This is a genomic window from Cryobacterium sp. TMT2-18-2, from assembly GCF_004402245.1.
Classification (GTDB): domain Bacteria; phylum Actinomycetota; class Actinomycetes; order Actinomycetales; family Microbacteriaceae; genus Cryobacterium; species Cryobacterium sandaracinum.
On sequence record NZ_SOFU01000032.1, the window covers coordinates 35,986 to 59,674 of the forward strand.

Below are 23,689 nucleotides of genomic sequence, written 5' to 3' on the forward strand. Positions count from 1 at the left end.
ACGGATGACCGACCTCGCCTCAGCCTTTCCCGCCGCTCCCTCCGCCCCACCCCTGCGGCTTGTGCTGGCCGAGGACTCGGTGCTGCTCAGAGAGGGTCTGATCCGCCTGTTCGACGAGGCCGGGTTTGTGACCGTCGCGTCCTACGGCGACGCGGATTCCCTCCTGGCCGAGGTAGACGCGCTGCGGCCCGACATCGCCGTGCTGGATGTGCGGATGCCGCCCACCTTCCGGGACGAGGGCGTGCGCGCCGCCCTGGAACTGCGCCGCAGGCTGCCGTCGGTGGGCATTCTGCTGCTCAGCCAGTATGTGGAGGGCACCTACGCGCATGAACTTCTCGCTGCCGGCAACGGGGGACTGGGCTACCTGCTCAAGGACCGGGTGGCGTCGCTTGACGAGCTGCGGGACGCCGTGACCCGGATCAGCGCGGGCGGCACCGTGCTCGACCCACAGGTCGTGCGCGAGTTGCTGGCCCGCCGCACCGACCCGGTCGCGGCCCTCACCCCGCGTGAGCGCGACGTGCTCGGGCTGATGGCGGAGGGGCGCACCAACGCCGGCATCGCCGCGAAGCTCGTGATCGGCGTCGGCGCGGTCGAGAAGAACGTCACCTCGATCTTCCAGAAGCTCGGCCTTGACGACTCGGGCTCCGACCACCGCCGGGTGCTCGCCGTGCTCACCTACCTGCGGCACTGACCCCGCGGCACTGGCCCAGCCATGGGCATCCGAATGTTCGGATCCGGCCCGGTCAGGGGTGCAGACTTAGCTCATGAGCGAGATCGCGAATTCCAAGCTGGCCATCATCGGAGCCGGGGCCGTCGGGTCGTCCCTGGCCTACGCCGCACTGATCCGGCAGTCCGCGCGGGAAGTCGTCCTCTACGACATCAACGGGCCCAAGGTGGAGGCCGAGGTTCTCGACCTGGCCCACGGCACCCAGTTCACGGGTGCCTCCTGCGTGGCCGGCGGCAGCGACCTCGACGCCATCGCGGGGGCGAACATGGTCGTGATCACGGCCGGGGCCAGACAGCACCCGGGCCAGTCCCGACTCGAGATGGCCGGCGTCAATGTCGGGATCCTGCGTGAGCTGATGCCCCAGCTGGTCGAGCGAGCCCCGGACGCCGTCTACATGCTCGTCACCAACCCCTGCGACGTGCTTGCCTATGCTGCCCGCCAGTTCAGCGGGCTGCCGGCCACGCGCGTCTTCGGGTCGGGCACGGTGCTCGATTCCTCTCGGCTGCGCTGGATGCTCGCGCACCGGGTCGGTGTCGCGATCGCCAATGTGCACGCCGTGATCGTCGGAGAGCACGGCGACTCGGAGTTCCCGCTCTGGTCCCAGGCCCGGATCGGCCCGATCTCCCTGGCCGAGTGGGTGCAAGACGACATCTCGCCCAAGGGTCTGGTGCCGTTCTCGGAGGCGGAATTCGACGCGATCACCGAGAGCGTGAAGACCGCGGCGTACACGGTCATCGCCGGCAAGGGCGCCACGAACTACGCGATCGGGCTTTCGGGCGCCCGGATCGTCGAGGCCGTGCTGCGCGACGAGGGCGCCGTGCTTCCGGTCAGTTCGGTGCTCACCGACTACCGGGGCGTCAGCGACGTGGCGCTGTCGGTGCCGAGCGTGATCAACGCCGAGGGCGTCTCCCGCGTGATCGAGGTTCCCTTCAGCGAGAAGGAGCAGGATCTGTTCGAGCACTCGGCGGCGACGTTGCGCGCGACGCTGAACGGGCTCGGGCTCGACTGAGCCGTGTGAGGCGATCCGTCCAGGGCGTGGAGGGGATGACGGGAATCGAACCCGCGCCATCAGTTTGGAAAACTGAGGCTCTACCATTGAGCTACATCCCCCGGGCACAGTCCCCTGCGCACACACTCAGCGTAGTACACGCTGACGGTCGCCAGCTGCACGTCTCGACCCGCGGCATCCGGACCGTGCAGTAGACTTATCGAGGTCATTCCGCGAATTGCGCGAACTTTGCGCGCCAAACGGATGCCATCACCGGGTTGAGAAATTGTCCGGGGCGTAGCTCAGCTTGGTAGAGCGCTCGGTTTGGGGCCGAGAGGTCGCAGGTTCGAATCCTGTCGCCCCGACCAACACCCCCTAAATACATCGGTCGAACACAGGAGATTGCCACGTGAAGTCCACGGTAGAACAACTGAGTCCCACTCGCGCGAAGGTCACCATCTCGGTGGCTCCCGAGGAGCTGAAGCCCAGCATCACCCACGCCTACGGCCACATTGCCGAGGACATCAACATTCCCGGCTTCCGCAAGGGCAAGGTCCCGCCGGCCATCATCGACCAGCGGGTCGGCAAGTCCGCCGTGCTCGAGCATGCGGTCAACGAGAGCCTCGACGGTTTCTACCGCTCGGCCGTGACCGAGCACAAGCTGCGCCCCCTGGGTCGCCCCGAGGCAGACATCGTCGCCTGGCCCAGCGACAAGGACTTCTCCGGAGACCTGGAACTGGCCATCGAGGTCGACGTGCGCCCCGAGATCGACCTGCCGAACTACTCCGGGCTGAAGCTCACCGTCGACGCCGTCGAGGTGTCCGATGAAGAGGTCGCCGAGGAACTCGACAACCTGCGCAGCCGCTTCGGCACGCTCGTCACCGTCGATCGCCCCGCCACCACGGGCGACTTCGTGCAGATCGACCTGATCGCCGCCATCAACAGCGTCGAGGTCGACAACGCCACCGGCATCTCCTACGAGGTCGGCTCCGGCGACCTCATCGACGGCATCGACGAGGCGCTCGACTCCCTCAGCGCCGGTGAGACCACCACCTTCAACTCCAACCTCATGGGTGGGGACCACGAGGGCGAGACTGCCGAGATCACCGTCACCGTCGGCGCCGTCAAGGAGCGCGAGCTTCCGACCGCCGACGACGACTTCGCGCAGATCGCCAGCGAGTTCGACACCATCGCCGAACTGACCGAGAGCCTCAAGGGCCAGGTCGAGCGCTCCAAGGTCTTCGGCCAGGGCACCCAGGCCCGCGAGAAGCTCGTCGAGCAGCTGCTCGAGTCGGTCGAGGTTCCGATTCCGACTGCGATCATCGAGGACGAGGTTCGTCGCCACCTCGAGGGCGAGAACCGCCTCGAAGACGCCGAGCACCGCGCCGAGGTCACCGAGGCCAGCGAGAAGACCTTCCGTCAGCAGATCCTGCTCGACACCATCGCCGAGGCCGAGAAGGTTCAGGTCAGCCAGGACGAGCTCACTCAGTACCTGATCCAGGGCGCAGCCCAGTACGGCATGGACCCGAGCGAATTCGTCCAGGCGCTGAGCGGCAACGGTCAGATCCCGTCGATGGTGGCCGAGGTTGCCCGCAACAAGGCCCTCGCCATCGCACTGGGCAAGGCCGAGGTCGTTGACTCCAACGGCAACGCCGTCGACCTGTCCGAGTTCGTCGCGGTCGCCGACGAGGCGTCCGGCGACGCCGAGGACGAGGACGAGGAGATCGAGGAGGACGACTCCGACGCCGCCGAGGTCGAGGTCGACGCCGAGGTCGAGGTCGAGGCCATCAAGGCCGCCAAGGTCACGGCAGCGAAGGCAGCCAAGGCCAAGGCCGCCGCGGCGAAGAAGAAGGCCGCCGCCAAGAAGTAGCACGACAATCGCTCACGCGGGCGTACGGGTCGGATGTCACAGGCATCCGGCCCGTTCCGCGTTTGTGCCCTGCCGCCCCCACCCCGCCCACGACCCCGTCCCTGGCTTGACCCCTCCCGACCTGGACCAATTCGACGGAATTTTTCGGGTTCAGGGCCGTTATTCACGGTTTTCGGGGTCAGGAGAGCAAAATATCCGTCGAATTGGTTCGGAGCGACGGATGCGTGGCCGGCGCGTTATCTGCCGAGGGCGAACACAGCCGTTCCGGAGCGTCGGCTCCTATAGATTCAATCTGAAGCGACAAGTGAAACGGAGCGCGACATGGCCGATATGACACCTACACCGGGCGTTTTTGACCGACTGCTGAAAGACCGCATCATCTGGCTGGGTTCAGAGGTCCGGGATGAGAACGCCAACGAGATTTGTGCCAAAATCCTGCTGCTGGCCGCAGAGGACTCGGAGCGGGATATCTTCCTGTACATCAACTCTCCCGGCGGCTCAATCACGGCGGGCATGGCCATTTACGACACGATGAGGTTCGTTCCGAACGACATCGTCACCGTCGGCATCGGACTCGCGGCCTCGATGGGGCAGTTCCTGTTGTCCTCTGGAACGAAGGGCAAGCGGTACATCACCCCCAACGCCCGGGTCCTGTTGCACCAGCCGTCCGGCGGATTCGGTGGCACGGCCGCCGACATCCAGACGCAGGCGAAGGTCATCCTGGATATGAAGAAGCGGATGGCCGAACTCACGGCAGAGCAGACCGGCAAATCGGTCGAGCAGATCCTCATCGACAACGACCGCGACAACTGGTTCACCGCTCACGAGGCCGTGGCCTATGGTTTTGTCGACCACCTGCGCGGCTCCGCGTCGGAAGTGGTCGGCGGCGGCGGCACCGACGACTCAGTGAACAAGAAGTAGGACGGGCGAGACGACATGGAATTCACGAATTTTGGTCAGCAGGCCGGGGGCCGCGCTCCGCAGGCACCCGAGGCCCGATACATCCTTCCCACGTTCGAAGAGCGCACGGCCTACGGCTACAAGCGCCAGGACCCCTACGCGAAGCTCTTCGAGGACCGCATCATCTTCCTCGGCGTGCAGGTGGACGACGCGTCCGCCGATGACGTCATGGCCCAGCTCCTGGTGCTCGAGAGCCAGGACCCGGACCGGGACATCGTGATGTATATCAACTCACCGGGTGGCTCCTTCACCGCGATGACGGCGATCTACGACACGATGCAGTACATTCGTCCGCACATCCAGACGGTCTGCCTCGGCCAGGCGGCATCCGCTGCCGCCGTGCTGCTTGCCGGCGGCACCCCCGGGAAGCGCCTCGCCCTTCCCAACGCCCGCATCCTCATCCACCAGCCCTCGGCCGGCGGACAGGGCGGCGGTCAGGCCTCCGACATCGAGATCCAGGCAGCCGAGATTCAGCGGATGCGGGAGTGGCTCGAATTCACCATCGCTCACCACTCCAACCGCAGCGCGGAGCAGGTTCACAAGGACATCGACCGTGACAAGATCCTCGGCTCGGCCGAGGCCCTCGAGTACGGCCTGATCGACCAGATCCTGACCAGCCGCAAAAACGTGCCCACGCTCGTCAAGTAGTAGAGCGAAACCGTGAACGCGACGGATGTCCGGGCTCGACGGAGCCGGGCATCCGTCGCGTTTCGCATATCGGGGAGATCGGGCACAACGGTGCTTGAACGTTATTCGACAGATGCGGTCAGCCTGCACCCGTGCCGCACAGGCACAGGCTAGGCTCGATGCAGTTATCAATGGAGGAGGCTGACGGATGGCCCGAATAGGCGAAAGCGCTGACCTGTTGAAGTGCTCTTTCTGCGGAAAGAGCCAGAAGCAGGTGCAGCAGCTCATTGCGGGCCCCGGTGTCTACATCTGTGACGAGTGCGTCGAGTTGTGCAACGAGATCATCGAGGAGCGTTTGGCCGAAGCCACCGCTGAAGACGGTGCCGGCGAATTCGAACTGCCCAAGCCGAAGGAGATCTTTGGCTTCCTCGAGGAATACGTCATCGGGCAGGAAGCCGCCAAGCGCGCCCTCGCCGTTGCCGTCTACAACCATTACAAGCGCGTACGCTCCCGCGCCACCCTCACCGCCGCCGACGCCATCCACGACGACGTGGAAATCGCCAAGTCCAACATTCTGCTGATCGGCCCTACCGGCTGCGGCAAGACCTACCTCGCCCAGACGCTGGCAAAACGCCTCAACGTTCCCTTCGCCGTGGCGGATGCGACGGCCCTCACCGAGGCCGGCTATGTCGGTGAAGACGTGGAGAACATTCTTCTCAAGCTGATCCAGGCCGCCGACTACGACGTCAAGCGCGCCGAGACCGGCATCATCTACATCGACGAGATCGACAAGATCGCACGCAAGGCCGAGAACCCCTCGATCACCCGCGACGTGTCCGGCGAGGGTGTGCAGCAGGCCCTGCTGAAGATTCTCGAGGGCACCGTGGCCTCGGTTCCGCCGCAGGGTGGGCGCAAGCATCCGCACCAGGAATTCATTCAGATTGACACCACGAATGTGCTGTTCATCGTGGCCGGCGCGTTCGCGGGCCTGGACGACATCATTTCGACCCGGGCCGGCAAGAAGGGCATCGGGTTCGGCGCGCCGCTGCACAGCAAGGGCGACGACGTCAACCTGTTCAGTGAGGTGCTCCCCGAAGACCTGCACAAATTCGGCCTGATCCCCGAGTTCATCGGCCGTCTGCCCGTGGTCACCACCGTCACCCAGCTCGACCAAGTGGCCCTGATGCAGATTTTGACCGTCCCGAAGAATGCCCTCGTGCGGCAGTACCAGCGTATGTTCCAGCTCGACGGCGTCGAGCTCGAGTTCGAACAGCCGGCGCTGGAGGCCATCGCCGACCTCGCGGTCCTGCGCAAGACCGGTGCGCGCGGCCTACGAGCGATCATGGAAGAGGTGCTCGGACCGATCATGTTCGAGGTGCCGTCGAGCTCCGAGGTGGCGCGTGTCGTGGTCACCCGGGCCGCCGTGCTCGATAACGCCGAGCCCACGATCGTGCTGCACAAGGCCCGTCGCGTCGACAAGTCCGCCTAGGTTCAGCGCCCGGCCTCACCCCGCTTCGGCACCCGACCGAACCGAGCCCGGGGGCCGCCGTGTACCAGCCCGCCTTCGTCGGCGTCGTTGCGGCGGTCACCGGATTCGCGGGTTCATTCGTGCTCGTCATCGCCGGGCTGCAGGCCGTGGGCGCGTCCGATTCGCAGGCGGCATCCGTCCTGTTGGCGCACTGCCTGCTGGTCGGCATCGACGGCGTGCTGTATCCCGAAGCCGATCGCCAGTGCGATGCTCGCCGGCATCCTGTTCCCGATCTGCCCGGCCCCGGTGACGGCAGCCGTGTAGCAGCCGCTGCTCGCGGTGCCGGTTGTTCTGGTCTGGCTCGCCGTGTTCAAGCTGGCGCGCGCGTGGATGGTGCCGGCGACCATGGTCGGGGCCGCGATCATCGACGTTCGGCTACCAGCCTCTGCCCTGCGCGATCTGGTCGGCTCCGGTCCGGCGAACGCGTTCGGATCGGTCGTCGGCGCGCTCGGCATCAACCTGACGGCAATCACGACCGCGCCGATGGCCGGCCCCGACGCGCATCCTGACGGCCTGAAGCGGTGGATCGCCACGGCTGCCTCCGGGGCGGCCTGCCTCGTCCTGGTCACCGTGTCGGGCGTTTCGGTGTTGGGCATCGGCTCCGCGTTCGGGGTGCTGGTCATCGGCGGCGTGGTCATGCTCTGGCCCGGCTGGATGCCCTCCGGCCGCTCTCACCCAACTGCCGTCGCTGCCCCCTAACGAATTCGACGGAGATTTTGGCGAAATCAGGCCCACACGGGCCGAAAGCGGCCTGTTTCCGTAAAATCTCCGTCGAATTGGTTCAGGGGCGGGGCGTTAGGGCGCCGGGCAACGCCGGGCAACGCCGGACGGTGCTAGTTCAGGCCGCGACGGTCGAGCAGCGGCTGAATGTCGGCGTCACGGCCGCGGAAATGGCGGTAGGCGGCGAGCGGGTCGGTGCTGCCGCCCACGCCCAGCAGCCGCGACCGGAAACGGTCTCCGTTGGCCCGGGTGAGCCCGCCGTTCTCTGCGAACCACTCGCCGGTGTCGGCGTCCAGCACCTCGCTCCAGATGTAGGAGTAGTAGCCGGCGTCGTAGCCGCCGGCGAAGGTGTGCGCGAAGTAGGTGCTGGAATAGCGGGTCGGCACGGCCGGATTGTCGAGCCCCACGGCGGCGAGGGCGGATGCCTCGAACGCGGCGACATCCGTCACCCTGTCGTCGGCTCCGATGCGGTGCCAGGCCTGGTCGAGCAGGGCCGCCGCAAGGTACTCGCTGGTGAAGAAGCCCTCGTTGAAGGTGGACGAGGCGTGGATGCGGTCGACGAGGTCCTGGGGCATGGGCTCCCCGGTCTCGTGGTGACGGGCATAGTTCGCGAGCACGTCGGGCCACAGCATCCACATCTCGTTGACCTGGCTGGGGAACTCCACGAAGTCGCGGTACACATTGGTGCCGGCGAATTTCGGGTAGGTGACCCGCGCGAACAGGCCGTGCAGGGCGTGCCCGAACTCGTGGAACAGGGTGACGACCTCGTCGAAACTGAGCAGCGTGGGCTCGCCCGTCGCCGGCCGGGGCACGTTCAGGTTGTTGCAGACGATCGTGGGGGTGCCTATCAGCGTCGACTGGGAGCCCAGGGCGTTCATCCAGGCGCCGCCCCGCTTGGAGTCGCGGGTGTAGACGTCGATGATGTACAGGCCCACGGGGGAGCCGTCGGCCTCGGTGACCTCGAACACACGCGCGCCGGGGTGCCAGGCGACGAGGTCGGGTTGCTCGGTGAAGGTGACGCCGTAGAGCCGATTGGCCGCGTAGAACACGCCGTCCTGCAGCACCCGTTCGAACTCGAAGTAGGGGCGCATGGCCGCGGTGTCCACGTCGTAGCGGGCCCGTCGCACCCTCTCCGTGTAGAAGGCCCAGTCCCAGGCGGCGAGCTCGAAGGCCCCGCCGTCCGCATCGATCTGCGCCTGCAGGTCGGCCTGCTCGGCGCGCGCATTGCGGGCTGCCGCCGGCGCGAGGCGCCCGAGCATGTCGGCGACCGCCTCCGGGGTCTTCGCCGTCTGGTCCGCGGTCACGCCGGCCGCGTGGCTGTCGAATCCGAGCAGCCGGGCCCGCTCGGCACGCAGCCGGGAGATCTCCAGCACGAGGGCGCGGTTGTCAAACTGCCCGCCGCGGATGCCCCGTGACCGGGAGGCGGCCAGCAGCCGCTCCCGCACACCGCGGTTCGTCAGCTGTGCCAGGTAGGGGTGCGAGGTAGGCAGCACCAGAGTGATCACGTAACGGCCGGTCAGGCCGCGCTCGTGGGCGGCCTCGGCTGCGGCGGAGATCTGACCGGGGGTGAGGCCATCCAGCTCGCTCACGTCGTCGAGCACGAGTGCCAGGTCGTTGGTGTCGGCGAGCAGGTTCTTCTCGAACCGGGTGGTGACCGTGGAGAGCCGCTTGTTGTAATCACGCAGCCGGGCCTTGTCGTCGTTGTCGAGGCCCGCGCCCGCGAGCGTGAATTCGGTGAAGTACCGCTCGATCAGGTAGCGTTCCTCCGGCTCCAGGTCCAATCGATCCCGCTGCTCCTGCAGAGCGGCGATCCGGGTGAACAGGCCAGGGTCCAGACGGATGGCGTCCGCGTGCGCTGCGAGGAGCGGGGCCAGTTCCGCCTCGAGTGCGTTGGTGAAGTCGCTGGAGTCCGACGAACTCCGGTTGAAGAACACCTCGGCCACCCGGGTCAGCAACGGCCCGCTGCGCTCGAGCGGGACCATCGTGTTGTCGAAGGTGGGGGCATCCGCGCTCGCGCAGATCGCCGCAATCTCGGCCAACTGCTCGGACATACCGTCCAGGAACGCCGGCCGGTAGTGCTCCTCCGCAATCAGCGCGAACGGAGGCAGCTCGAACGGAAGCGTGCTGATGCTGGCGAAGGGGTTCATTTCTTCACCCTGTCACATCCCCGGTCACATCAACATTTCGTCTGTCGGAGTACTCCCCCGCACGCCTAGGATCGGTTCATGATCGACGAGCCGGCACGCCCCGAGACCGCGCCCCGGGAGCAGTACACGCACGGGCATCACGAGAGCGTGCTGCGCTCGCATACCTGGCGCACGGTGGCCAACTCGGCGGCCTACCTGATCCCGCACCTGGATGCCGGGCTGACCCTGCTCGACGTGGGCTGCGGTCAGGGCACGGTCACGGTCGACCTGGCACGCCGGCTGTATCCCGGTCAGGTCACCGGCATCGATGCGTCGGAGCAGATCGTGCGGCGCGCAGCCGGGCTGGCCTTCGATGAGGGGGTGCGGAACGTGTCGTTCCAGGTGGGTGACGCCTACGCGCTCGGCTTCGCCGATGCGAGCTTCGACATCGTGCACGCGCACCAGGTGCTCCAGCACCTCGCCAACCCCGTCGCCGCGCTGCGGGAGTTCCAGCGCGTGCTGAGACCGGGCGGGATCCTCGCCGCCCGCGACGTCGATTCCGGGGGAGTGATGTACTACCCGAAGCTTCAGGGCCTGCAGCTGTGGGAGAGCGCCTTCCGCGACGTGCAGTACTGGAACGGCGGCGACCCCGACGCCGGGCGGGCGCTCAAAGCCTGGGCGCGCCAGGCCGGGTTCACCGACGTGGCGAGTTCGGCATCCCTTTGGTGCTTCGCCTCGGATGTCGAACGCGAGTGGTGGGGGCGGTCCTGGGCCGAGCGGGTGATCGAATCCGACTTCGCCGCACACGCCATCGAGGTGGGCGCGGCCGACCTGGCCGACCTTCGGATGATGCAGGCCGCGTGGCTGCAATGGGCCGGCGACCCCGATGGCTGGTTCGGTATCCCACACGGCGAGATCGTGGCCAGGAAGTAGCCCGTGCCGTTCCTCGACCGACTCCAACACTGGGCCCAGGTTCAGCCCGACGCCACCGCCGTCTCGGTCGGCGCCGACCGAATCAGCTTCGCCGAGCTCCGCGATGCGGCGGCGGCGCTCCTGCCCGCGACGCCCCGGATCTCCACCGTCTGCCTGCCCCACGGCACCGCGTTCGCCGTTGCCTTCGCCGCCGGCGTCGCCGAAGGCCGCTGCTCTGCGATTCAGAACCCTGACTGGCCGGAGGCGCAGCGCAGGGTGGTCGAGGAACGCCTGGCGAGGATCGCCGGGTTGGACGGACGGGTCGCCGCCGGCGCGCCCCTGCTCGGCACGGAGTTGCGCGACGGTCCCCCCGACAGGGACTTCCTCTACGGGTTCACCTCCGGCACGACCTCCGTGCCCAAGGCGTTCACGCGCAGCCGAGCCTCCTGGCAGCGCTCGTTCGCGCTGGGCACCGAGTTCTTCGGCCTGACTCGGCACGACCGAACACTGGCGCCCGGCCCGCTCTCCGCCAGCCTCAGCCTCTACGCTCTCGCCGAATCGCTGCATACCGGCTCCGCCTTTTTCGCTCTGCCCCGCTTCTCCGCCGCCGACGCTGTCGCCTGTGTCGCTGTCGAGCAGATCACCCGGATCGTGGCGGCGCCGACCGTGCTGCGTGTGATCGCCGCGCACGCGCTGGCCGTCGGCACGGACGTCACGCCACCCACCGGCAGGAGGCTCACCGCCATCGTGAGTGCGGGGGCCAAACTCGACCCGGGAACCCTGTCGATGCTGCGCCTCTGGGCGCCGGACGCCAGCGTGTTCGAGTACTACGGGGCAGCCGAACTGAGCTTCGTGACGGGGTCCGTGCTGCGTCCCGGCGAGGTGGCGCCGATCTCGGCGACCGCCGTCGGGCGGGCTCTGCCCGGCGTGGAGGTGCGCATCCAGGACGACGCGGGACGCGCCCTGCCGACCGGCACCCCGGGCACCATCTTCGTGCGCAGCCTTCTGGTGGGAGGCGGGTACGCCTGGGGCGACGACGGCGAGGCGTTCCGCCGCGAGGTCGACTGGTGCACGGTCGGCGACATCGGCTTCCTCGACCGGGCTGCGGTGCTGCACCACCTCGGCCGCCGCGCCGACCTCATCGTCACGTCCGGGCACAACGTCTACCCGCAGCAGGTCGAAGCGGCCTTGCGCGGCCTTCCCGGCGTGGAGTCGGCCCTCGTCACCGGTCTGCCGGACCCCGTGCGTGGAACCCGCGTGGTGGCCGCCGTGATCGCCGGCTCCGAGACGGATGCCGCGCGCATCCGGTCGCGCGCCGCGGCTCTGCTCGCCGCGCCCCACCGGCCCCGGGCCTACTACGCCCTGACGGAGCTGCCGCTCACCTCGGCCGGTAAACTCAGCCGGGTGATGCTGCGCCGCTGGATCGAGAAGGGTGACCGTCGTGTGCGCCCTCTGCGCTGACCCAGTCCGGCCGGACGCGGTCGGCGCCGACGGCTCCACTGCTCCCAGCGCCGACAGCGCCGATTCGCCCGCTGGCCCGCCAAACGACGCTGCCCGGGAACCCGTGATCGTGCTTGCCCGCCGCACCGCCTTCGGCCGCCGCAACGGGGTGTTCGCGCACACCCGTGCCGAAGACCTGCTGGCCCCCGTGCTGAACGCCGTGGTGTCCGGCGGCGAGGTGTCCCCGGCTGCCATCGACGATGTCATCATCGGCAACGCGGTGGGCGGCGGCGGCAACGTGGCCCGCCTGGCCGCGCTGACGGCCGGTCTGCCGGATTCCGTCCCCGGCCTCACGATCGACCGGCAGTGCGGCTCCGGCCTTGAGGCCATCGTGCTGGCCTGCCGGTTGGTTGCCGCCGGCGCCGGCGACCTCTACCTCGCCGGGGGAGTCGAGAGTTGCAGCACGGCCCCGCTGCGCGCGCACCGGCTCACCTCGGGCCCCGGGCGGCCGGACTTCTTCGATCGCGTGCGTTTCGCCCCCGATTCGGTCGGCGACCCCGACATGGGCGTCGCCGCCGAGAACGTGGCCGACCGCTACGGCATCTCCCGGCAGCGGCAGGACGCCTTCGCCCTCCGCAGTCACCGGCTGGCCGTCACGGCTGCCGCCGTGCCGGCGCCCGACATCGTGCCGCTGCCGACAGAGGCCGGCCCGGTCTTCGTCGACGAGGGGCCTCGCCCGGGTCTGACTAAGGCCCTGCTGGCCCGGTTCTCGCCGGTCTTCCGGCCGGGAGGAACGGTCACCGCCGGCAACTCCTGCGCGGATGCCGATGGCGCCGTCGTGGTCCTGGTCACCAGCCGCCGGCGGGCGCGCGAACTCGGACTGACCGGGTGGTTGTCCCTCGTCGACGCCGCGGTCACCGGCACGGACCCGAACTTCCTCGGTATTGGCGGCGCCGAGGCCGCGCGCCTCGTGCTGCTTCGGCAGGGCCTGACCGGGGCCGACCTGGCTCGGATCGAGTTCAACGAGGCGTTCGCGGCGCAGGTGCTTGCATCCCTCGATCTGCTCGGCGTTCCTGAGGAGCACGCCAACCGCGAGGGTGGGGCGCTCGCCCTCGGGCATCCGTTCGGCGCCAGTGGAGCCCTGCTGGTGCTGAGGCTGCTGCAGCAGTGTCGCGCCGCGGCAACACCGGGGGACGCCGCCCTCGCTGCGGTCAGCATCGCCGGCGGGCTGGGGCTTGCCGCCCTGTTCCGCTGGGAGCAGTCCCTGTCATCGGAGGCAGCGGGCGCCGACCGACTCTCACGCTGACGCACGACCACGGGGTGCGGAGTGGCCCCGCGGGATGCCGGTCAGCTGAGGTTAGATCCAGTCGTCCTCGTCGTCGAGCACGATCGACGGCTGCGTGATCGTGGCACTGTCCTCGCCTGGGTCATAGCGGATGATCGTGCCGTCGTCGAGCTCGAGCACAGGGCTGCCCTCGAGCCAGGTCAGTGTCCAGCGCCAGGCGCTGGAGTCCTCCGCCAGCGCGGTGAGGTCCTCTTCGACCGCACGGATGGCGATCTCCACCACGTGAGGTAGCCCGGCCGGCGCCGGGTGACCCAGAGGCCAGCGGGTTCCCATCTTCACTTACAGCTCGATCTCGTAGGTGACCCAGTCCGTACGGGTGGCCAGATCGTCGTACAGGCGCTGTGCGGTCTCGTTGTCGGCGGCCGTCAGCCACTGCACGGTCGTGAGACGGTGCGCCGCGGCGTACTCCTTGGCGAACTCGATCAGGGCGCGGCCGACGCCTGTGCTGCGGGAGTCCGGCGACACGAACAGGTCGTCCAGGAACAGTCCGCGGGTGGCGGTCAGGGTGCTCGGGACCTCGCGGTAATGGGCGAAGCCGACGAACTCGCCGTCCTCGTCGACAGCCACGGCACCGGCGAGAGACTCGTTCTTGTCGATGATCCAGCTCCAGACCTGGAGCGCTTTCTGATCAGTCAGATCGCTCTTGTAGAACTCGCTGTAGCCCTCGAAGAGTCCCAGCCATGAGAAGAAGTCCTTATCGCCGAGCGCGCGTACCTTGATTGACATCCGGTTCTCCTAGTTCTCCAGCACCGTGGCGAGCACGATGTCAGTGACAGCCAATTCGCTGCCCTCAATAAAAACCAACTCCGAGATGCGGCCAACGGCCCTCAGATCAACTGCAGCCTGCCTGAGCAGGGCAATCTCTGCAGCCGTACCGCTAATTACAGCAGAAACAACGGCGGATTTCTGGGATGCCTTGGCATCCGTTTTCGCGCGGCGGATGCCGGTGAGCGCCCGGCTGGACAGGTCCAGCAGGGCCACGTTGCCGCCCTGCCCTCCGCCGAGCTCGGTCTGAACGGGCCAGAAGGTTCGGTGGATGGACCCCTCGTTGGACCAGGACCAGGCTTCCTCGGTCGCGAACGGCACGAACGGGGCGAAGAGGCGCAGCTGGGTGGCCAGGGCGGTGCGCAGGGCGGCGACGGCCGACGCCTGGCCGGCTCCCGCGTCGCCGTACGCGCGCTCTTTGACCAGTTCGAGGTAGTCGTCGCAGAACGTCCAGAAGAAGCTCTCGGTGAGTTCCAGCGCACGGGCGTGGTCGTAGCCCTCGATCGCGGCGGTGGCGTGGCCGACGACGACGCTGAGCCGAGCGAGCATGCTCTGGTCGAGCGGCTCGGTCACGGGGGCGTCGGCGGCGCCGTCGAAGGAGAGGATGAACTTTGACGCGTTCAGGATCTTGATCGCCAGGCGACGGCCGATTTTGATCTGGGTCGGGTTCTTGGGGTCGAAGGCGGCGTCGGTGCCGAGGCGTGATGACGCGGCCCAGTAGCGCACGGCATCCGAACCGTGCTGCTCGAGCATGTCCGCCGGGGTGACCACATTGCCCTTGGACTTGGACATCTTCTTCCGGTCGGGGTCGACGATGAAGCCGGACAGAGCTGCGTGCTGCCACGGCGAGACGCCGTGTTCCAGCTCGGAGCGCAGCAGGGTGGAGAACAGCCAGGTGCGGATGATGTCCTGGCCCTGCGGGCGCAGCGAGTACGGGTAGACGAGATCGAACAGTGCGGGATCGCGCTCCCAGCCGCCCGCCAGCTGCGGGGTCAGGGAGGAGGTCGCCCAGGTGTCCATCACGTCGACCTCTCCGACGAAGCCGTTCGCCTGGCCGCGCTGCTCGGCGGCGAAGCCCGGGGCGGTGTCGGAGGACGGGTCGACCGGGAGCATCTCGCGGGTGGCGACGATGGGCTGGTCGAAGAGCGGGTTCGCGTCGACATCCAGCGGGTACCAGATCGGCAGCGGAACGCCGAAAAAGCGCTGGCGAGAGACGAGCCAGTCGCCGGTGAGGCCGTTGACCCAGTTGTCGTACCGCACGCGCATGAACTCCGGGTGCCACTGCAGGTCGGTTCCGTGCGTGATCAGGCGGGCGCGCAGCTTCTCGTCCCGAGCGCCGTTGCGGATATACCACTGACGGGTCGACACGATCTCGAGCGGTTTGTCGCCCTTCTCGAAGAACTTGACCGGGTGCACGATCGCGCGGGGCTCGCCGATCAGGTCGCCGCCGAGGCGGAGCAGGTCGACCACGGCTGCCTTGGCGGAGAAGACGGTCTTGCCGGCCAGCTGCGCGTACGCGGCCTGTCCGGCCTCGCTCGTGATCGCCTCGGGCGCCTCGGCGATGATGCGGCCGTCAAAGCCCATGATGGCGCGGTTCGGCAGGTCGAGTTCACGCCACCAGATCACATCGGTGACGTCGCCGAACGTGCAGATCATGGCGATGCCACTGCCCTTGTCCTTCTGCGCGAGGTGGTGGGCCAGGATCGGCACCTCCACGTCGAAGAGGGGAGTGCGCACGGTCGTGCCGAACAGCGCCTGGTAGCGCTCGTCGTCCGGATGCGCCACCAGCGCCACACAGGCCGGCAGCAGTTCCGGGCGGGTGGTCTCGATCTCGATGGCGCCGCCATCGGGCTTGGCGAAGGCAACCCGGTGGTAGAACGCCGGCATCTCCTTGTCTTCGAGCTCGGCCTGGGCGACCGCGGTGCGGAAGGTGACGTCCCAGAGGGTGGGGGCCATGGCCTGGTAGGCCTCGCCGCGCTCGACGTTGCCGATGAAGGCGGACTGGGAGGTGACCAGCGAGTCATTGCCGATGGTGCGGTAGGTCTGGGTCCAGTCGACGCTCAGGCCCAGCATGCGCCAAACGGCCTCGAACTGCTTTTCGTCCTCGATGGTGAGGCGCTCGCACAGCTCGATGAAGTTGCGGCGGCTGATCGGCAACTGGTCGGCGGCCTTGGTGCTTTTGCCGTCTCCGCCCTCGAACGGGGCGGTGAATCCGGTGGTGTAGGGCAGCGACGGATCGCAGCGCACGCCGTAGTAGTTTTGCACGCGCCGCTCGGTGGGCAGGCCGTTGTCGTCCCAACCCATCGGGTAGAAGACGCTCTTGCCGCGCATTCGCTGGAAGCGGGCGATGACATCCGTGTGGGTGTAGGAGAAGACGTGGCCGATGTGCAGGGAGCCGGAGGCGGTCGGCGGCGGGGTATCGATGGAGAAGATACTCTCCCGCGTGGCCGAGTCACGGTCGAAACGGTAGGTGCCGGCCTCTTCCCACGAGCCGCCCCACTTGGTTTCGAGGCCTTCAAGGGCCGGTTTTTCCGGAACGTTGGCGGCGGTCATGTTTCTCCGATTCGATCTGTGCGGCACCGTGTCGTTGGTGAAGTGCCTGAGTATTGGGCCTTATCCAACTTACCGGATGCCCCGTCGTCCGCCGACTCGGGCCGTCACCGGGCCTGCAGCGCCCGTCTGGGACTCGCCGTGAGTGGCAGGATTGAAACGGGAAGGGGCGCCATGGATGACCCGGGAACACTGTCCGAGGCCCGTCGCACGGTGCTGCACCGCACGGTGCGCTGGATCGTGGGTTTCACGATCGGCTACAACGTGCTCGAGGCCGTCGCCTCGATCGTGGCGGGCGCCGCGGCATCCTCGACCGCCCTGATCGCCTTCGGCCTGGACTCCGTCATCGAGGTGCTCTCCGCCGCGGTCATCGCGTGGCAGTTCTCCCGGCGCGATCCTGAGCGCTGGCAGAAACCGGCCCTCCGCGCCATCGCGATCGCGTTCTTCACCCTCGCCGGGTACGTGATCCTGGCCGCCGGTCTGAGCTTCGCCGGCGTCGTCGAGGCCGCGCCCAGCCCGCTGGGCATCGTCATCGCGTGCCTGAGTCTTGTGATCATGCCTGGGGTGGCCGGCGTGGAGCGCCGGACCGGCGCGGAGCTCGGCAGTGCCAGCGTGATCGCCGACGCCCGGCAGTTGCTGCTCTGCGCGTGGCTGTCCGGGTCGATGCTGCTCGGGTTGGCGGCCAACGCGCTCCTCGGCTGGGCCTGGGCGGACTCGCTCGCCGCCCTCGTGATCGCCGGGTTCGCGATCAGGGAGGGCATCGAGGCGTGGCGCGGCGAAGCCGAGCCGCCGATGGTGCCGCACGCCGACTAGGAGGGTGAGCCCCCGTCAGGTGGCGGTCGATTCAGGCGATTGCCCCACCAATTCGACGGAGATTTTGCTCTGGGAGCCGGTTTTCAGGCCCGAACGGGACGTTTCGGGCAGAATCTCCGTCGAATTCGTTCGGGACGGAGTCGCCCCAGGGTCAGAATCCGAGCCGGGGGACCGCGCCGAGCAGGGCCTGCGTGTACGGATGCTGCGGGGCGGAAAAGACCCGGGCCGCGGCACCGGTCTCGACGATGCGGCCATCCAGCATCACGGCGACCTGGTCGCTCACGTGCTGGATCACCCCGAGGTCGTGGGAGATGAACAGCAGGCTGAGGCCCAGCTCGCGCTGCAGATCGTCGAGCAGGTCGAGCACCTGGGCCTGCACGGTCACGTCGAGCGAGGACACGGGCTCGTCGCAGATCAGGATCTGCGGGTCGGAGGCCAGCGCTCGGGCGATGCTCACCCGCTGCCGCTGCCCGCCGGAGAGTGAGAGCGGTCGGCGGCCCAGCAGCCCCGGCGGCAGACCCACCGCGTCGAGCAGCTCCAGCACGCGCAGCCGGTCGGCAGTCGTTGCTGAGGCGGTAGTCGTTGCTGAGGCGGTAGTCGACGCGGCAGTCGATGCAGAGCCGCCAAAGCCGGAGGTGTCTCCAGAGCCGGGTGCGCCGCCGCGCCGGCCGCGCCCGGCCGCGCCGCCGACCGCGTCCCGCAGCACCTGCTCGACGCTCAGCCGGGGATCGAAGGAGCTGAGCGCATCCTGGTAGACCGCACCGAGCCGGGGTCGCAGGAGCCGGCGCTGCTTCTCCGCGGCGGCGCTGAACGGCTGCCCGAGCACCCGCACCTCGCCGGCGTCGGGCCGGGTCAGCGCCAGCACGAGGCGGGCCGTCGTGGTCTTGCCGGAGCCGGATTCGCCCACGATGCCGAGCGTCGTGCCGCGCTCGAGCCGGAACGATACCCCGTCGACCGCAAGCTGCTCGCTCCCGTCGGGCCGGGTGAAGCGCTTGACCAGTCCGGCGGCCTCCATCACGATGTCGCGGTCAGCAGCGCGGTCAGCAGCGCCGTCAGCAGCGCGGTCGGCATGGTCGGCGAAGGCCGGCGGGGCAGGCGAAGCGAAGGCCGACGAGGCGAAGGCCGACGAAGTGGACGCAGGTGACACCGGAGCCACGGCCCGCGGGCTCAACCGCAGCCCGCGCGGCTTGTCGACCGGGATCGCGGCGAGCATCTGCCGGGTGACCGGATGCTCCGGCCGGGTCAGCACCTCGTGCGCCGGTCCCTGTTCCACGATGCGTCCCTCGCTCAGCACGGCGATCCGGTCGGCGATACGGCCGACGACGGCCAGGTCGTGGCTGATCAGCAGGATGCCCGTTCCGGCGCGTTTCAGGCTCGCCAGCAGCTCCAGGATCTGCGCCTGCACGGTGACGTCGAGCGCCGTCGTAGGCTCGTCGGCGATCAGCAACGGCGGGTCCAGCGCGATCGCGGCCGCGATCAGGGCCCGTTGGCGTTGGCCGCCGGAGAGCTCACCGGAGCGTTTCCGCATTTGGTTGGCGGCGTCGGGCAGACCCACCTGGTGCAGCACCTCGAGCACCCGAGCGTGCCGAGCGGCGGCGCCGAGGCGGGTGTGCAGCCGCAGCGAGTCGGCGATCTCCCGGCCCACCGGGCGCAGCGGGTCCAGCGACACGAGGGCATCCTGCAGCACCAGACCGACGTCGCGGCCGCGCCGTCGGCGCCATTGCTGCTCGGAGAGCCCGCGCACATCGGAGCCCGCGAGGCTCAGCTCGTCGGCGCGCACCCAGGCCGTGTCACCGGCCAGGCCGAGAAGGCTGCGCGCGGTGACGCTCTTGCCCGAGCCGGACTCGCCCACGATGGCCAGGCATTCGCCGGGGGCCACCTCGAACGAGACTCCGTTCAACACCGGGTCGGCGTCACCCTGCGGCCCGAAGCCCACCACGAGGTTCCGCACTCGCACCGCCGTAGCGTCGGTCACGCCCGCGGCCTCGGGAGAGCCCAGGCCGCCCAGGCCCACGCCCAGCTCGCCGCTCATGCGTGCCTCATCCGTCGCTCGATGCCGCGGCCGAGCGCCGTGGCCGATACCGCCGTCAGCACGATGAATAGCCCGGGAAAGAAGCTCATCCACCAGGCTGACCCGATGTAGGTGCGCCCGGCGGAAAGCATCGCGCCCCACTCCGCGGCGGGCGGCGCCGCGCCCAGGCCCAGGTAGCTCAGCGCCGACGCCCAGACGATGGCCTGGCCGATGCCGAGCGTGCCGAGCACGAACAGCGGAGCGAGGGTGTTGGGCAGGATGTGCCGCACCAGGAGTTGCCCCGGGCTGCGCCCGAGCACGGTCGCCGCCTCGACGAAGGCCGAGGACCGTACGGACAGCAGCTGGCCACGGATGATGCGGGCATAGCCGGGCGCGGTCGCCAGACCCACGGCGACGGTCGCCGTGGCAACGCCCGGCCCGAAGATCAGGATGAAGAGCAGGGCCAGCAGCAGCCCGGGAAACGCGAACAGCACCTCGAGGAACCGGTTCACGGTGAAGTCGACGACGGGGCCGAGCATGCCGGCCAGGGTGCCGAGCACGAGTCCCAGGCCGAGTCCGATCAGGGTGGCGAGGGTGCCGATCAGCAGGGAGCTGCCGGTGCCGTGGCTGACCCGCGTATATATGTCCCGGCCGGATTCGTCGGTGCCGAACCAGTGTGCGGGTGAGGGGGTCTGGGACGCCGACAGCGGGTCGATCCCGAGCGGGTCGCCGGGGGCCACGAGCGTGGGGAACAGCGCCGCCGTGACCAGGAACAGGGCGAACAGGCCGGCCAGAACCTCGGCCACGCCGAACCGGCGGGACGCACGCGCAGTCCTGGGCGCTCGCGGCGCCCGGCCCAGCCCGGCCTGGATCTCGAGGTCGCTCATCGCGCCCGCAGCCGAGGGTCGGCCATGCGCTGGGCCAGGTCGGTGAGCAGGGTCATCAGGATGTACCCGACGGCCACGATCAGCACCGCGCCGACCACGACCGGGACGTCGCGCACGGTCACCGCGGTCAGCAGCGTGCGCCCCAGGCCCGGCCGGGCGAAAATGGTCTCGACCACCACGGCCCCGCTGATCAGGGAGCCGAAGGCCCAGCCGGAGAGGCTGATCGCCGGCAGCGACGCGTGCCGGATGACGTGCACCCAGCGCACCCCGCGTTCGCCCTCGCCGCGGGCGCGGGCGGAGAGCACGAACGGGGACTCCAGCGCCGTGAGCAGCGACTCCCGCATGATCTGGCCGAGGAAACCGGCGAGAGGCACGGCGAGGGTCAGCACCGGCAGCACCAGCCCGGACACCCCGGAGGTGCTGATCGGCGGCAGCCAGCCCAGCCAGACGCTGAACAGCACGATCAGCACCGTCGCCAGCCAGAAGTGGGGGAGCGCGGCGGCAACGATCTCCAGCCCGGACCCCAGGTACCAGGCGAACCGCCCGCCGCGGGTGGACCAGGTGGCCAGCCCGAGGGCGAGCAGCCAGGCCACGGCGAGGGCGAGCACGGCCAGCAACAGGGTGCCTCCGAGCTGGCCGAGCAGGAGCGGCGCGACGTCCTGGTTCAGGGAGTACGAGCGGCCCAGGTCCCCGGTGGCCAGGCGTGCCAGTTGCGCCAGGTACTGCACGAACACGGGCTGGTCGAGCCCGTATTCCGCCCGGACCGCGGCGAGCGCCTCCGGAGAGGTCTGCGAGCCGGGGCCACCCAGGATGGCCTCGGCCGGGTCGCCGGGGATCAGGCGGATAGCGAAGAAGGTCAGCGTGGCCACCATCCAGAGCACGAAGACCGCGCCGCCCAGGCGGCCCAGGACGACCCGGGCCGTCCGGACGACCGGCGCGGCGCGGCCTACTTCAGCCACGCATCGTAGAACGTGGGCGTCGACACGGTCGGCAGCGCCCGCGCGCCCACCACGTCGGTGCCGAGCAGGTAGTGGTTCTGCTGGTCGAAGAGCGGCAGGATGTAGAAGCCCTCGAGCACCATGTTCTGCGCGTCGGCGTAGAGGGCGGCGCGTTCCTCGGCATCCGTCACCTGGCCGGCCTGGGTGAGCAGGGCGTCGATGGCCGGGTCATTCACCTGGGCGTGATTGGCGAAGTAGCCGCTGGGTGCAGGGATGATGCCGTCGGAGTGGAACAGGATGCGCAGAACGTCGGGTCCGACCTTCGTGTACGGGGCGCTGACGGCGTCGTAGTCGTTCTCGCCTAGCGCGGTGTACCAGCTGGAGAGGTCCATCGGGCTGAGCACGACCTCGAAGCCGGTCTCTTTCGCGGTGGCCTGGATCTGCTCGAACAGGGACTGCTCCGCCGGGATGGACTGGTTCGTGCTCACCGGGAAGTCGACCGTGAGGCGCTCGCCGTCCTTAACCAGGTAGCCGTCCGAGTCTCGCTCGGTCCAGCCGGCGGAATCGAGCAGGTCCGAGGCGGCCGCGGGGTCGTAGTCGAACAGGTCGGGGCCCGACACGGCGAGCGGTTCGGCGCTGGAGAGGGCGGAGTACGAGCGTTCGGCCGTGCCCTGGAACAGGCTCGTGACGGCGTCGTCGACGTTCGCCGAGCGGATGAACGCCTCCCGCACGAGCGGGTCGTCGAACGGTGCGCGGCCGGAGTTCAGCTCGATCCGGTTCGAGGCGCCCGGGCGCGGGGCGTCGAGGTGCACAATGGTGTCGCTCTTCTCGGCCTGCACGATGGTGTCGGGCTGAATGTTGTCGATCACGTCGGCGTCGCCGGACTGCAGGGCCGCGTAGCGGGAAGCGGAGTCGGGGATGAAGCGCCAGACGATGGAGTCGAGGTAGGCCGGCCCGGTGTGCTCGGCATCCTCGGGCGGGGAGCTGTAGTTCTTGTTCCGCACCAGGGTGATCGATTCCTGCTGCACCCACTTCTCGACCTGGAACGGGCCGGTCCCGACCGGAGCGGCGCAGTTCTCGTCCTGGCTGCGGGCCAACGCGGTGGGAGATTCGATCGCCAACCACGGCTGGGAGAGTGATTCGAGCAGGGCGCTGTCGGGTTCGCTCAGCACGATGCGCACGACGTTGGTGGAGACCGCCTCGGTGCCGGTGACCTTACCTAGGGCCAGGTAGCCGGTCGACGAGCCCGTCTCGGGGTCCTGGATGTGCGCGATGTTCGCCTGCACGGCGGCGGCGTCGAGCGGGGTGCCGTCGGTAAAGCTTACGTCGGCGGCGAGCGTGAAGTCCCAGGCCAGCCCGTCGGCGCTCTCGGTCCAAGAATCGGCCAGCCAGGGGATGATCGTGCCGTCCTCGTCCCGGGAGACGAGCGACTCGAGGTACTGCGTGCTGACCAGGGCCTGCGGGTAGTTGCCGCCCACGTGCGGGTCCAGGCAGGTGGGCTCGGCGTCGCCGGACGCGTAGGTCAGCGTGCCACCGGAGACGGGCTCGGTGGCTTCAGGGGACTCGGCAGTGGCGCAGCCGGCGAGCAGGATGCCGGTGGCGACGAGGCCGACCAGCCCGGTCAGGGTGCGCGATGCGCGCTGGGTATGCCCCGAAGTGTGCATGGTGGGTCTCTTTCCGCGGCGCCCGATGGGCCGAGTGTGCAATTGTTGGACTCGGTCCACAAACGAGATGGACCTGTCCCATCGTAGAACACAGGAGCGGCATGCCTGATCCCGAACCGAAGCGGGCCGGCCGGCCCCGCGGATCCTCGCGGGCGATGCTCGAGGAGGCGTCCGCCGAGCTTTTCCTCGAGCAGACGTATGCGGGCACCACGATCCTTCAGATCACCCGCCGCGCGGGCGTCAGCCGGGCCACCTTCTTCAACTACTTCACGGCCAAGAGTGACCTGCTCTGGGTCGACGTCGACGCGGGCCTGGCGACGTTGCCGGCCGCCCTCGACCAGTCCGCCGCCGCAGCCGGGGCGGCGGAGGCCGTGGATGCCGTGGAGCGGGCGCTGCTGCAGGTCTCTGCCGCGTTCGGGCCGGGGCAGGTGCCCTGGGCGCTCACCCAGTACGAGCTGATGGGCACGACCGGCGAGCTGGAGGCATCCGCCCTGTCCCGGTTCATGGCCCAGGTGACCCTGGTCACCCGCTTCGTCGGAGCGCGAGGCGGCACGACCGACCAGCTCTCCAGCCGGGCCTTCGCGATGGCCGTGCTCGGGGCCGCGGCCGCCGCCGCCGGGGTCTGGGCGCGTGCCGGGGTCACCCGCGGAGCGCTGGAACCCTACGTCGGCGCGGCCATCGCGCCCGTCTGCATGGGGTACCGCGCCCTGCACACCCGGGGCCGGACGCAGGGTAGAATAGAGCAGTATGACTGTGATCCGGCCATCACCGGTGAGTCTTCGGAAGAACGGCAACCGCTTCGCGGCGGTTCCCAGTAG

21 protein-coding genes and 2 tRNA genes are annotated in these 23,689 nt (G+C 68.8%); 13 read left to right on the forward strand and 10 right to left on the reverse strand.

Going from position 1 to position 23,689, the window contains the following annotated elements; all coding sequences use genetic code 11:
* Nucleotides 1-4 precede the first annotated feature (4 nt).
* Together E3O22_RS10175 and E3O22_RS10180 are read left to right on the forward strand one after the other, a co-directional pair.
* On the forward strand, nt 5-691 hold the full coding sequence (locus E3O22_RS10175; protein WP_134393925.1) for a response regulator transcription factor: 687 nt from the start codon (nt 5-7) through the stop codon (nt 689-691).
* Nucleotides 692-764: 73 nt separating this feature from the next.
* Nucleotides 765-1,736 (forward strand): L-lactate dehydrogenase, encoded by a 972-nt coding sequence (locus E3O22_RS10180; protein ID WP_134393924.1) that lies wholly within the window; start codon nt 765-767, stop codon nt 1,734-1,736.
* A 27-nt stretch (nt 1,737-1,763) separates the two neighbouring features.
* Here E3O22_RS10180 and E3O22_RS10185 read toward each other — a convergent pair.
* Nucleotides 1,764-1,837, reverse strand: a tRNA-Gly gene (locus E3O22_RS10185).
* A 169-nt stretch (nt 1,838-2,006) separates the two neighbouring features.
* Between E3O22_RS10185 and E3O22_RS10190 the strand changes: the two genes are divergently transcribed.
* From E3O22_RS10190 to clpX, 5 genes are all read left to right on the forward strand, one after another.
* A tRNA-Pro gene (locus E3O22_RS10190) sits at nt 2,007-2,083 on the forward strand.
* Between the two features lie 41 nt (nt 2,084-2,124).
* Nucleotides 2,125-3,585: a trigger factor gene (tig, locus tag E3O22_RS10195; RefSeq protein ID WP_134393923.1), complete on the forward strand. Its 1,461-nt coding sequence runs from the start codon at nt 2,125-2,127 to the stop codon at nt 3,583-3,585.
* A 321-nt stretch (nt 3,586-3,906) separates the two neighbouring features.
* Nucleotides 3,907-4,506: an ATP-dependent Clp protease proteolytic subunit gene (locus tag E3O22_RS10200; RefSeq protein ID WP_104103353.1), complete on the forward strand. Its 600-nt coding sequence runs from the start codon at nt 3,907-3,909 to the stop codon at nt 4,504-4,506.
* Nucleotides 4,507-4,521: 15 nt separating this feature from the next.
* Nucleotides 4,522-5,193 (forward strand): ATP-dependent Clp protease proteolytic subunit, encoded by a 672-nt coding sequence (locus E3O22_RS10205; protein WP_134393922.1) that lies wholly within the window; start codon nt 4,522-4,524, stop codon nt 5,191-5,193.
* 187 nt (nt 5,194-5,380) lie between these two features.
* Nucleotides 5,381-6,661: an ATP-dependent Clp protease ATP-binding subunit ClpX gene (clpX, locus tag E3O22_RS10210; RefSeq protein ID WP_104103359.1), complete on the forward strand. Its 1,281-nt coding sequence runs from the start codon at nt 5,381-5,383 to the stop codon at nt 6,659-6,661.
* A gap of 113 nt (nt 6,662-6,774) precedes the next feature.
* On the opposite strand, the gene E3O22_RS16100 is transcribed toward clpX, so the two are convergent.
* Entirely contained in the window at nt 6,775-7,065 is a 291-nt protein-coding gene (locus tag E3O22_RS16100; RefSeq protein ID WP_166785229.1) for a hypothetical protein, read from the reverse strand.
* Between E3O22_RS16100 and E3O22_RS16105 the strand changes: the two genes are divergently transcribed.
* Nucleotides 7,046-7,399 (forward strand): benzoate/H(+) symporter BenE family transporter, encoded by a 354-nt coding sequence (locus E3O22_RS16105; protein WP_166785230.1) that lies wholly within the window; start codon nt 7,046-7,048, stop codon nt 7,397-7,399. The genes E3O22_RS16100 and E3O22_RS16105 overlap by 20 nt on opposite strands.
* A 134-nt stretch (nt 7,400-7,533) precedes the next feature.
* On the opposite strand, the gene E3O22_RS10225 is transcribed toward E3O22_RS16105, so the two are convergent.
* Entirely contained in the window at nt 7,534-9,567 is a 2,034-nt protein-coding gene (locus E3O22_RS10225) for a M3 family metallopeptidase (RefSeq protein WP_134393919.1), read from the reverse strand.
* A 78-nt stretch (nt 9,568-9,645) separates the two neighbouring features.
* Here E3O22_RS10225 and E3O22_RS10230 point away from each other — a divergent pair, with 78 nt between their 5' ends.
* From E3O22_RS10230 to E3O22_RS10240, 3 genes are read left to right on the forward strand one after another with little or no spacing between them, the layout of a single operon-like run.
* Nucleotides 9,646-10,479 (forward strand): class I SAM-dependent methyltransferase, encoded by an 834-nt coding sequence (locus tag E3O22_RS10230; protein WP_134393918.1) that lies wholly within the window; start codon nt 9,646-9,648, stop codon nt 10,477-10,479.
* 3 nt (nt 10,480-10,482) lie between these two features.
* The gene (locus tag E3O22_RS10235; RefSeq protein WP_134393917.1) at nt 10,483-11,919 is read left to right on the forward strand and encodes an AMP-binding protein; all 1,437 of its coding nucleotides are present in this window, start codon (nt 10,483-10,485) and stop codon (nt 11,917-11,919) included.
* Nucleotides 11,891-13,204: a thiolase family protein gene (locus E3O22_RS10240; protein WP_370448400.1), complete on the forward strand. Its 1,314-nt coding sequence runs from the start codon at nt 11,891-11,893 to the stop codon at nt 13,202-13,204. The genes E3O22_RS10235 and E3O22_RS10240 overlap by 29 nt, the downstream gene beginning before the upstream one ends.
* Before the next feature lie 51 nt (nt 13,205-13,255).
* Here E3O22_RS10240 and E3O22_RS10245 read toward each other — a convergent pair whose 3' ends face one another.
* From E3O22_RS10245 to valS, 3 genes are read right to left on the reverse strand one after another with little or no spacing between them, the layout of a single operon-like run.
* A complete protein-coding gene (locus E3O22_RS10245) occupies nt 13,256-13,516 on the reverse strand; it encodes a hypothetical protein (RefSeq protein WP_241973554.1) in 261 nt (86 codons plus the stop codon).
* Between the two features lie 6 nt (nt 13,517-13,522).
* The gene (locus E3O22_RS10250; RefSeq protein WP_134393915.1) at nt 13,523-13,969 is read right to left on the reverse strand and encodes a GNAT family N-acetyltransferase; all 447 of its coding nucleotides are present in this window, start codon (nt 13,967-13,969) and stop codon (nt 13,523-13,525) included.
* Between the two features lie 9 nt (nt 13,970-13,978).
* The gene (valS, locus tag E3O22_RS10255; protein ID WP_134393914.1) at nt 13,979-16,561 is read right to left on the reverse strand and encodes a valine--tRNA ligase; all 2,583 of its coding nucleotides are present in this window, start codon (nt 16,559-16,561) and stop codon (nt 13,979-13,981) included.
* Between the two features lie 171 nt (nt 16,562-16,732).
* On the opposite strand from valS, the gene E3O22_RS10260 reads away from it, so the two are divergent.
* Complete coding sequence (locus E3O22_RS10260) at nt 16,733-17,371, forward strand: cation transporter (RefSeq protein ID WP_134393913.1); 639 nt, start codon at nt 16,733-16,735, stop codon at nt 17,369-17,371.
* A gap of 151 nt (nt 17,372-17,522) precedes the next feature.
* On the opposite strand, the gene E3O22_RS10265 is transcribed toward E3O22_RS10260, so the two are convergent.
* From E3O22_RS10265 to E3O22_RS10280, 4 genes are read right to left on the reverse strand one after another with little or no spacing between them, the layout of a single operon-like run.
* Nucleotides 17,523-19,403: an ABC transporter ATP-binding protein gene (locus tag E3O22_RS10265; RefSeq protein ID WP_134393912.1), complete on the reverse strand. Its 1,881-nt coding sequence runs from the start codon at nt 19,401-19,403 to the stop codon at nt 17,523-17,525.
* Nucleotides 19,400-20,269 (reverse strand): ABC transporter permease, encoded by an 870-nt coding sequence (locus E3O22_RS10270; RefSeq protein ID WP_134393911.1) that lies wholly within the window; start codon nt 20,267-20,269, stop codon nt 19,400-19,402. Before E3O22_RS10270 ends, E3O22_RS10265 begins: the two co-directional genes overlap by 4 nt.
* Nucleotides 20,266-21,228, reverse strand: a complete 963-nt coding sequence (locus tag E3O22_RS10275) for an ABC transporter permease (protein ID WP_255570050.1) — start codon at nt 21,226-21,228, stop codon at nt 20,266-20,268. The genes E3O22_RS10270 and E3O22_RS10275 overlap by 4 nt, the downstream gene beginning before the upstream one ends.
* A complete protein-coding gene (locus tag E3O22_RS10280) occupies nt 21,216-22,871 on the reverse strand; it encodes an ABC transporter substrate-binding protein (protein ID WP_134393910.1) in 1,656 nt (551 codons plus the stop codon). The genes E3O22_RS10275 and E3O22_RS10280 overlap by 13 nt, the downstream gene beginning before the upstream one ends.
* Before the next feature lie 101 nt (nt 22,872-22,972).
* On the opposite strand from E3O22_RS10280, the gene E3O22_RS10285 reads away from it, so the two are divergent.
* Nucleotides 22,973-23,689, forward strand: coding sequence for a TetR/AcrR family transcriptional regulator (locus tag E3O22_RS10285; protein ID WP_134393909.1), 717 nt, complete (start codon nt 22,973-22,975; stop codon nt 23,687-23,689).

Bases quoted from the DNA above. Each gene is read 5' to 3' on its own strand.
- clpX (WP_104103359.1), top strand. From the start codon at position 5,381: ATGGCCCGAATAGGCGAAAGCGCTGACCTGTTGAAGTGCTCTTTCTGC.
- E3O22_RS10225 (WP_134393919.1), bottom strand. From the start codon at position 9,567: ATGAACCCCTTCGCCAGCATCAGCACGCTTCCGTTCGAGCTGCCTCCG.
- E3O22_RS10285 (WP_134393909.1), top strand. From the start codon at position 22,973: ATGCCTGATCCCGAACCGAAGCGGGCCGGCCGGCCCCGCGGATCCTCG.
- E3O22_RS10260 (WP_134393913.1), top strand. From the start codon at position 16,733: ATGGATGACCCGGGAACACTGTCCGAGGCCCGTCGCACGGTGCTGCAC.
- E3O22_RS16105 (WP_166785230.1), top strand. From the start codon at position 7,046: ATGGTCGGGGCCGCGATCATCGACGTTCGGCTACCAGCCTCTGCCCTG.
- E3O22_RS16100 (WP_166785229.1), bottom strand. From the start codon at position 7,065: ATGATCGCGGCCCCGACCATGGTCGCCGGCACCATCCACGCGCGCGCC.
- E3O22_RS10180 (WP_134393924.1), top strand. From the start codon at position 765: ATGAGCGAGATCGCGAATTCCAAGCTGGCCATCATCGGAGCCGGGGCC.
- E3O22_RS10250 (WP_134393915.1), bottom strand. From the start codon at position 13,969: ATGTCAATCAAGGTACGCGCGCTCGGCGATAAGGACTTCTTCTCATGG.
- E3O22_RS10245 (WP_241973554.1), bottom strand. From the start codon at position 13,516: ATGGGAACCCGCTGGCCTCTGGGTCACCCGGCGCCGGCCGGGCTACCT.
- E3O22_RS10270 (WP_134393911.1), bottom strand. From the start codon at position 20,269: ATGAGCGACCTCGAGATCCAGGCCGGGCTGGGCCGGGCGCCGCGAGCG.
- E3O22_RS10200 (WP_104103353.1), top strand. From the start codon at position 3,907: ATGGCCGATATGACACCTACACCGGGCGTTTTTGACCGACTGCTGAAA.
- E3O22_RS10205 (WP_134393922.1), top strand. From the start codon at position 4,522: ATGGAATTCACGAATTTTGGTCAGCAGGCCGGGGGCCGCGCTCCGCAG.
- valS (WP_134393914.1), bottom strand. From the start codon at position 16,561: ATGACCGCCGCCAACGTTCCGGAAAAACCGGCCCTTGAAGGCCTCGAA.
- E3O22_RS10280 (WP_134393910.1), bottom strand. From the start codon at position 22,871: ATGCACACTTCGGGGCATACCCAGCGCGCATCGCGCACCCTGACCGGG.
- E3O22_RS10265 (WP_134393912.1), bottom strand. From the start codon at position 19,403: ATGAGCGGCGAGCTGGGCGTGGGCCTGGGCGGCCTGGGCTCTCCCGAG.
- E3O22_RS10230 (WP_134393918.1), top strand. From the start codon at position 9,646: ATGATCGACGAGCCGGCACGCCCCGAGACCGCGCCCCGGGAGCAGTAC.
- E3O22_RS10175 (WP_134393925.1), top strand. From the start codon at position 5: ATGACCGACCTCGCCTCAGCCTTTCCCGCCGCTCCCTCCGCCCCACCC.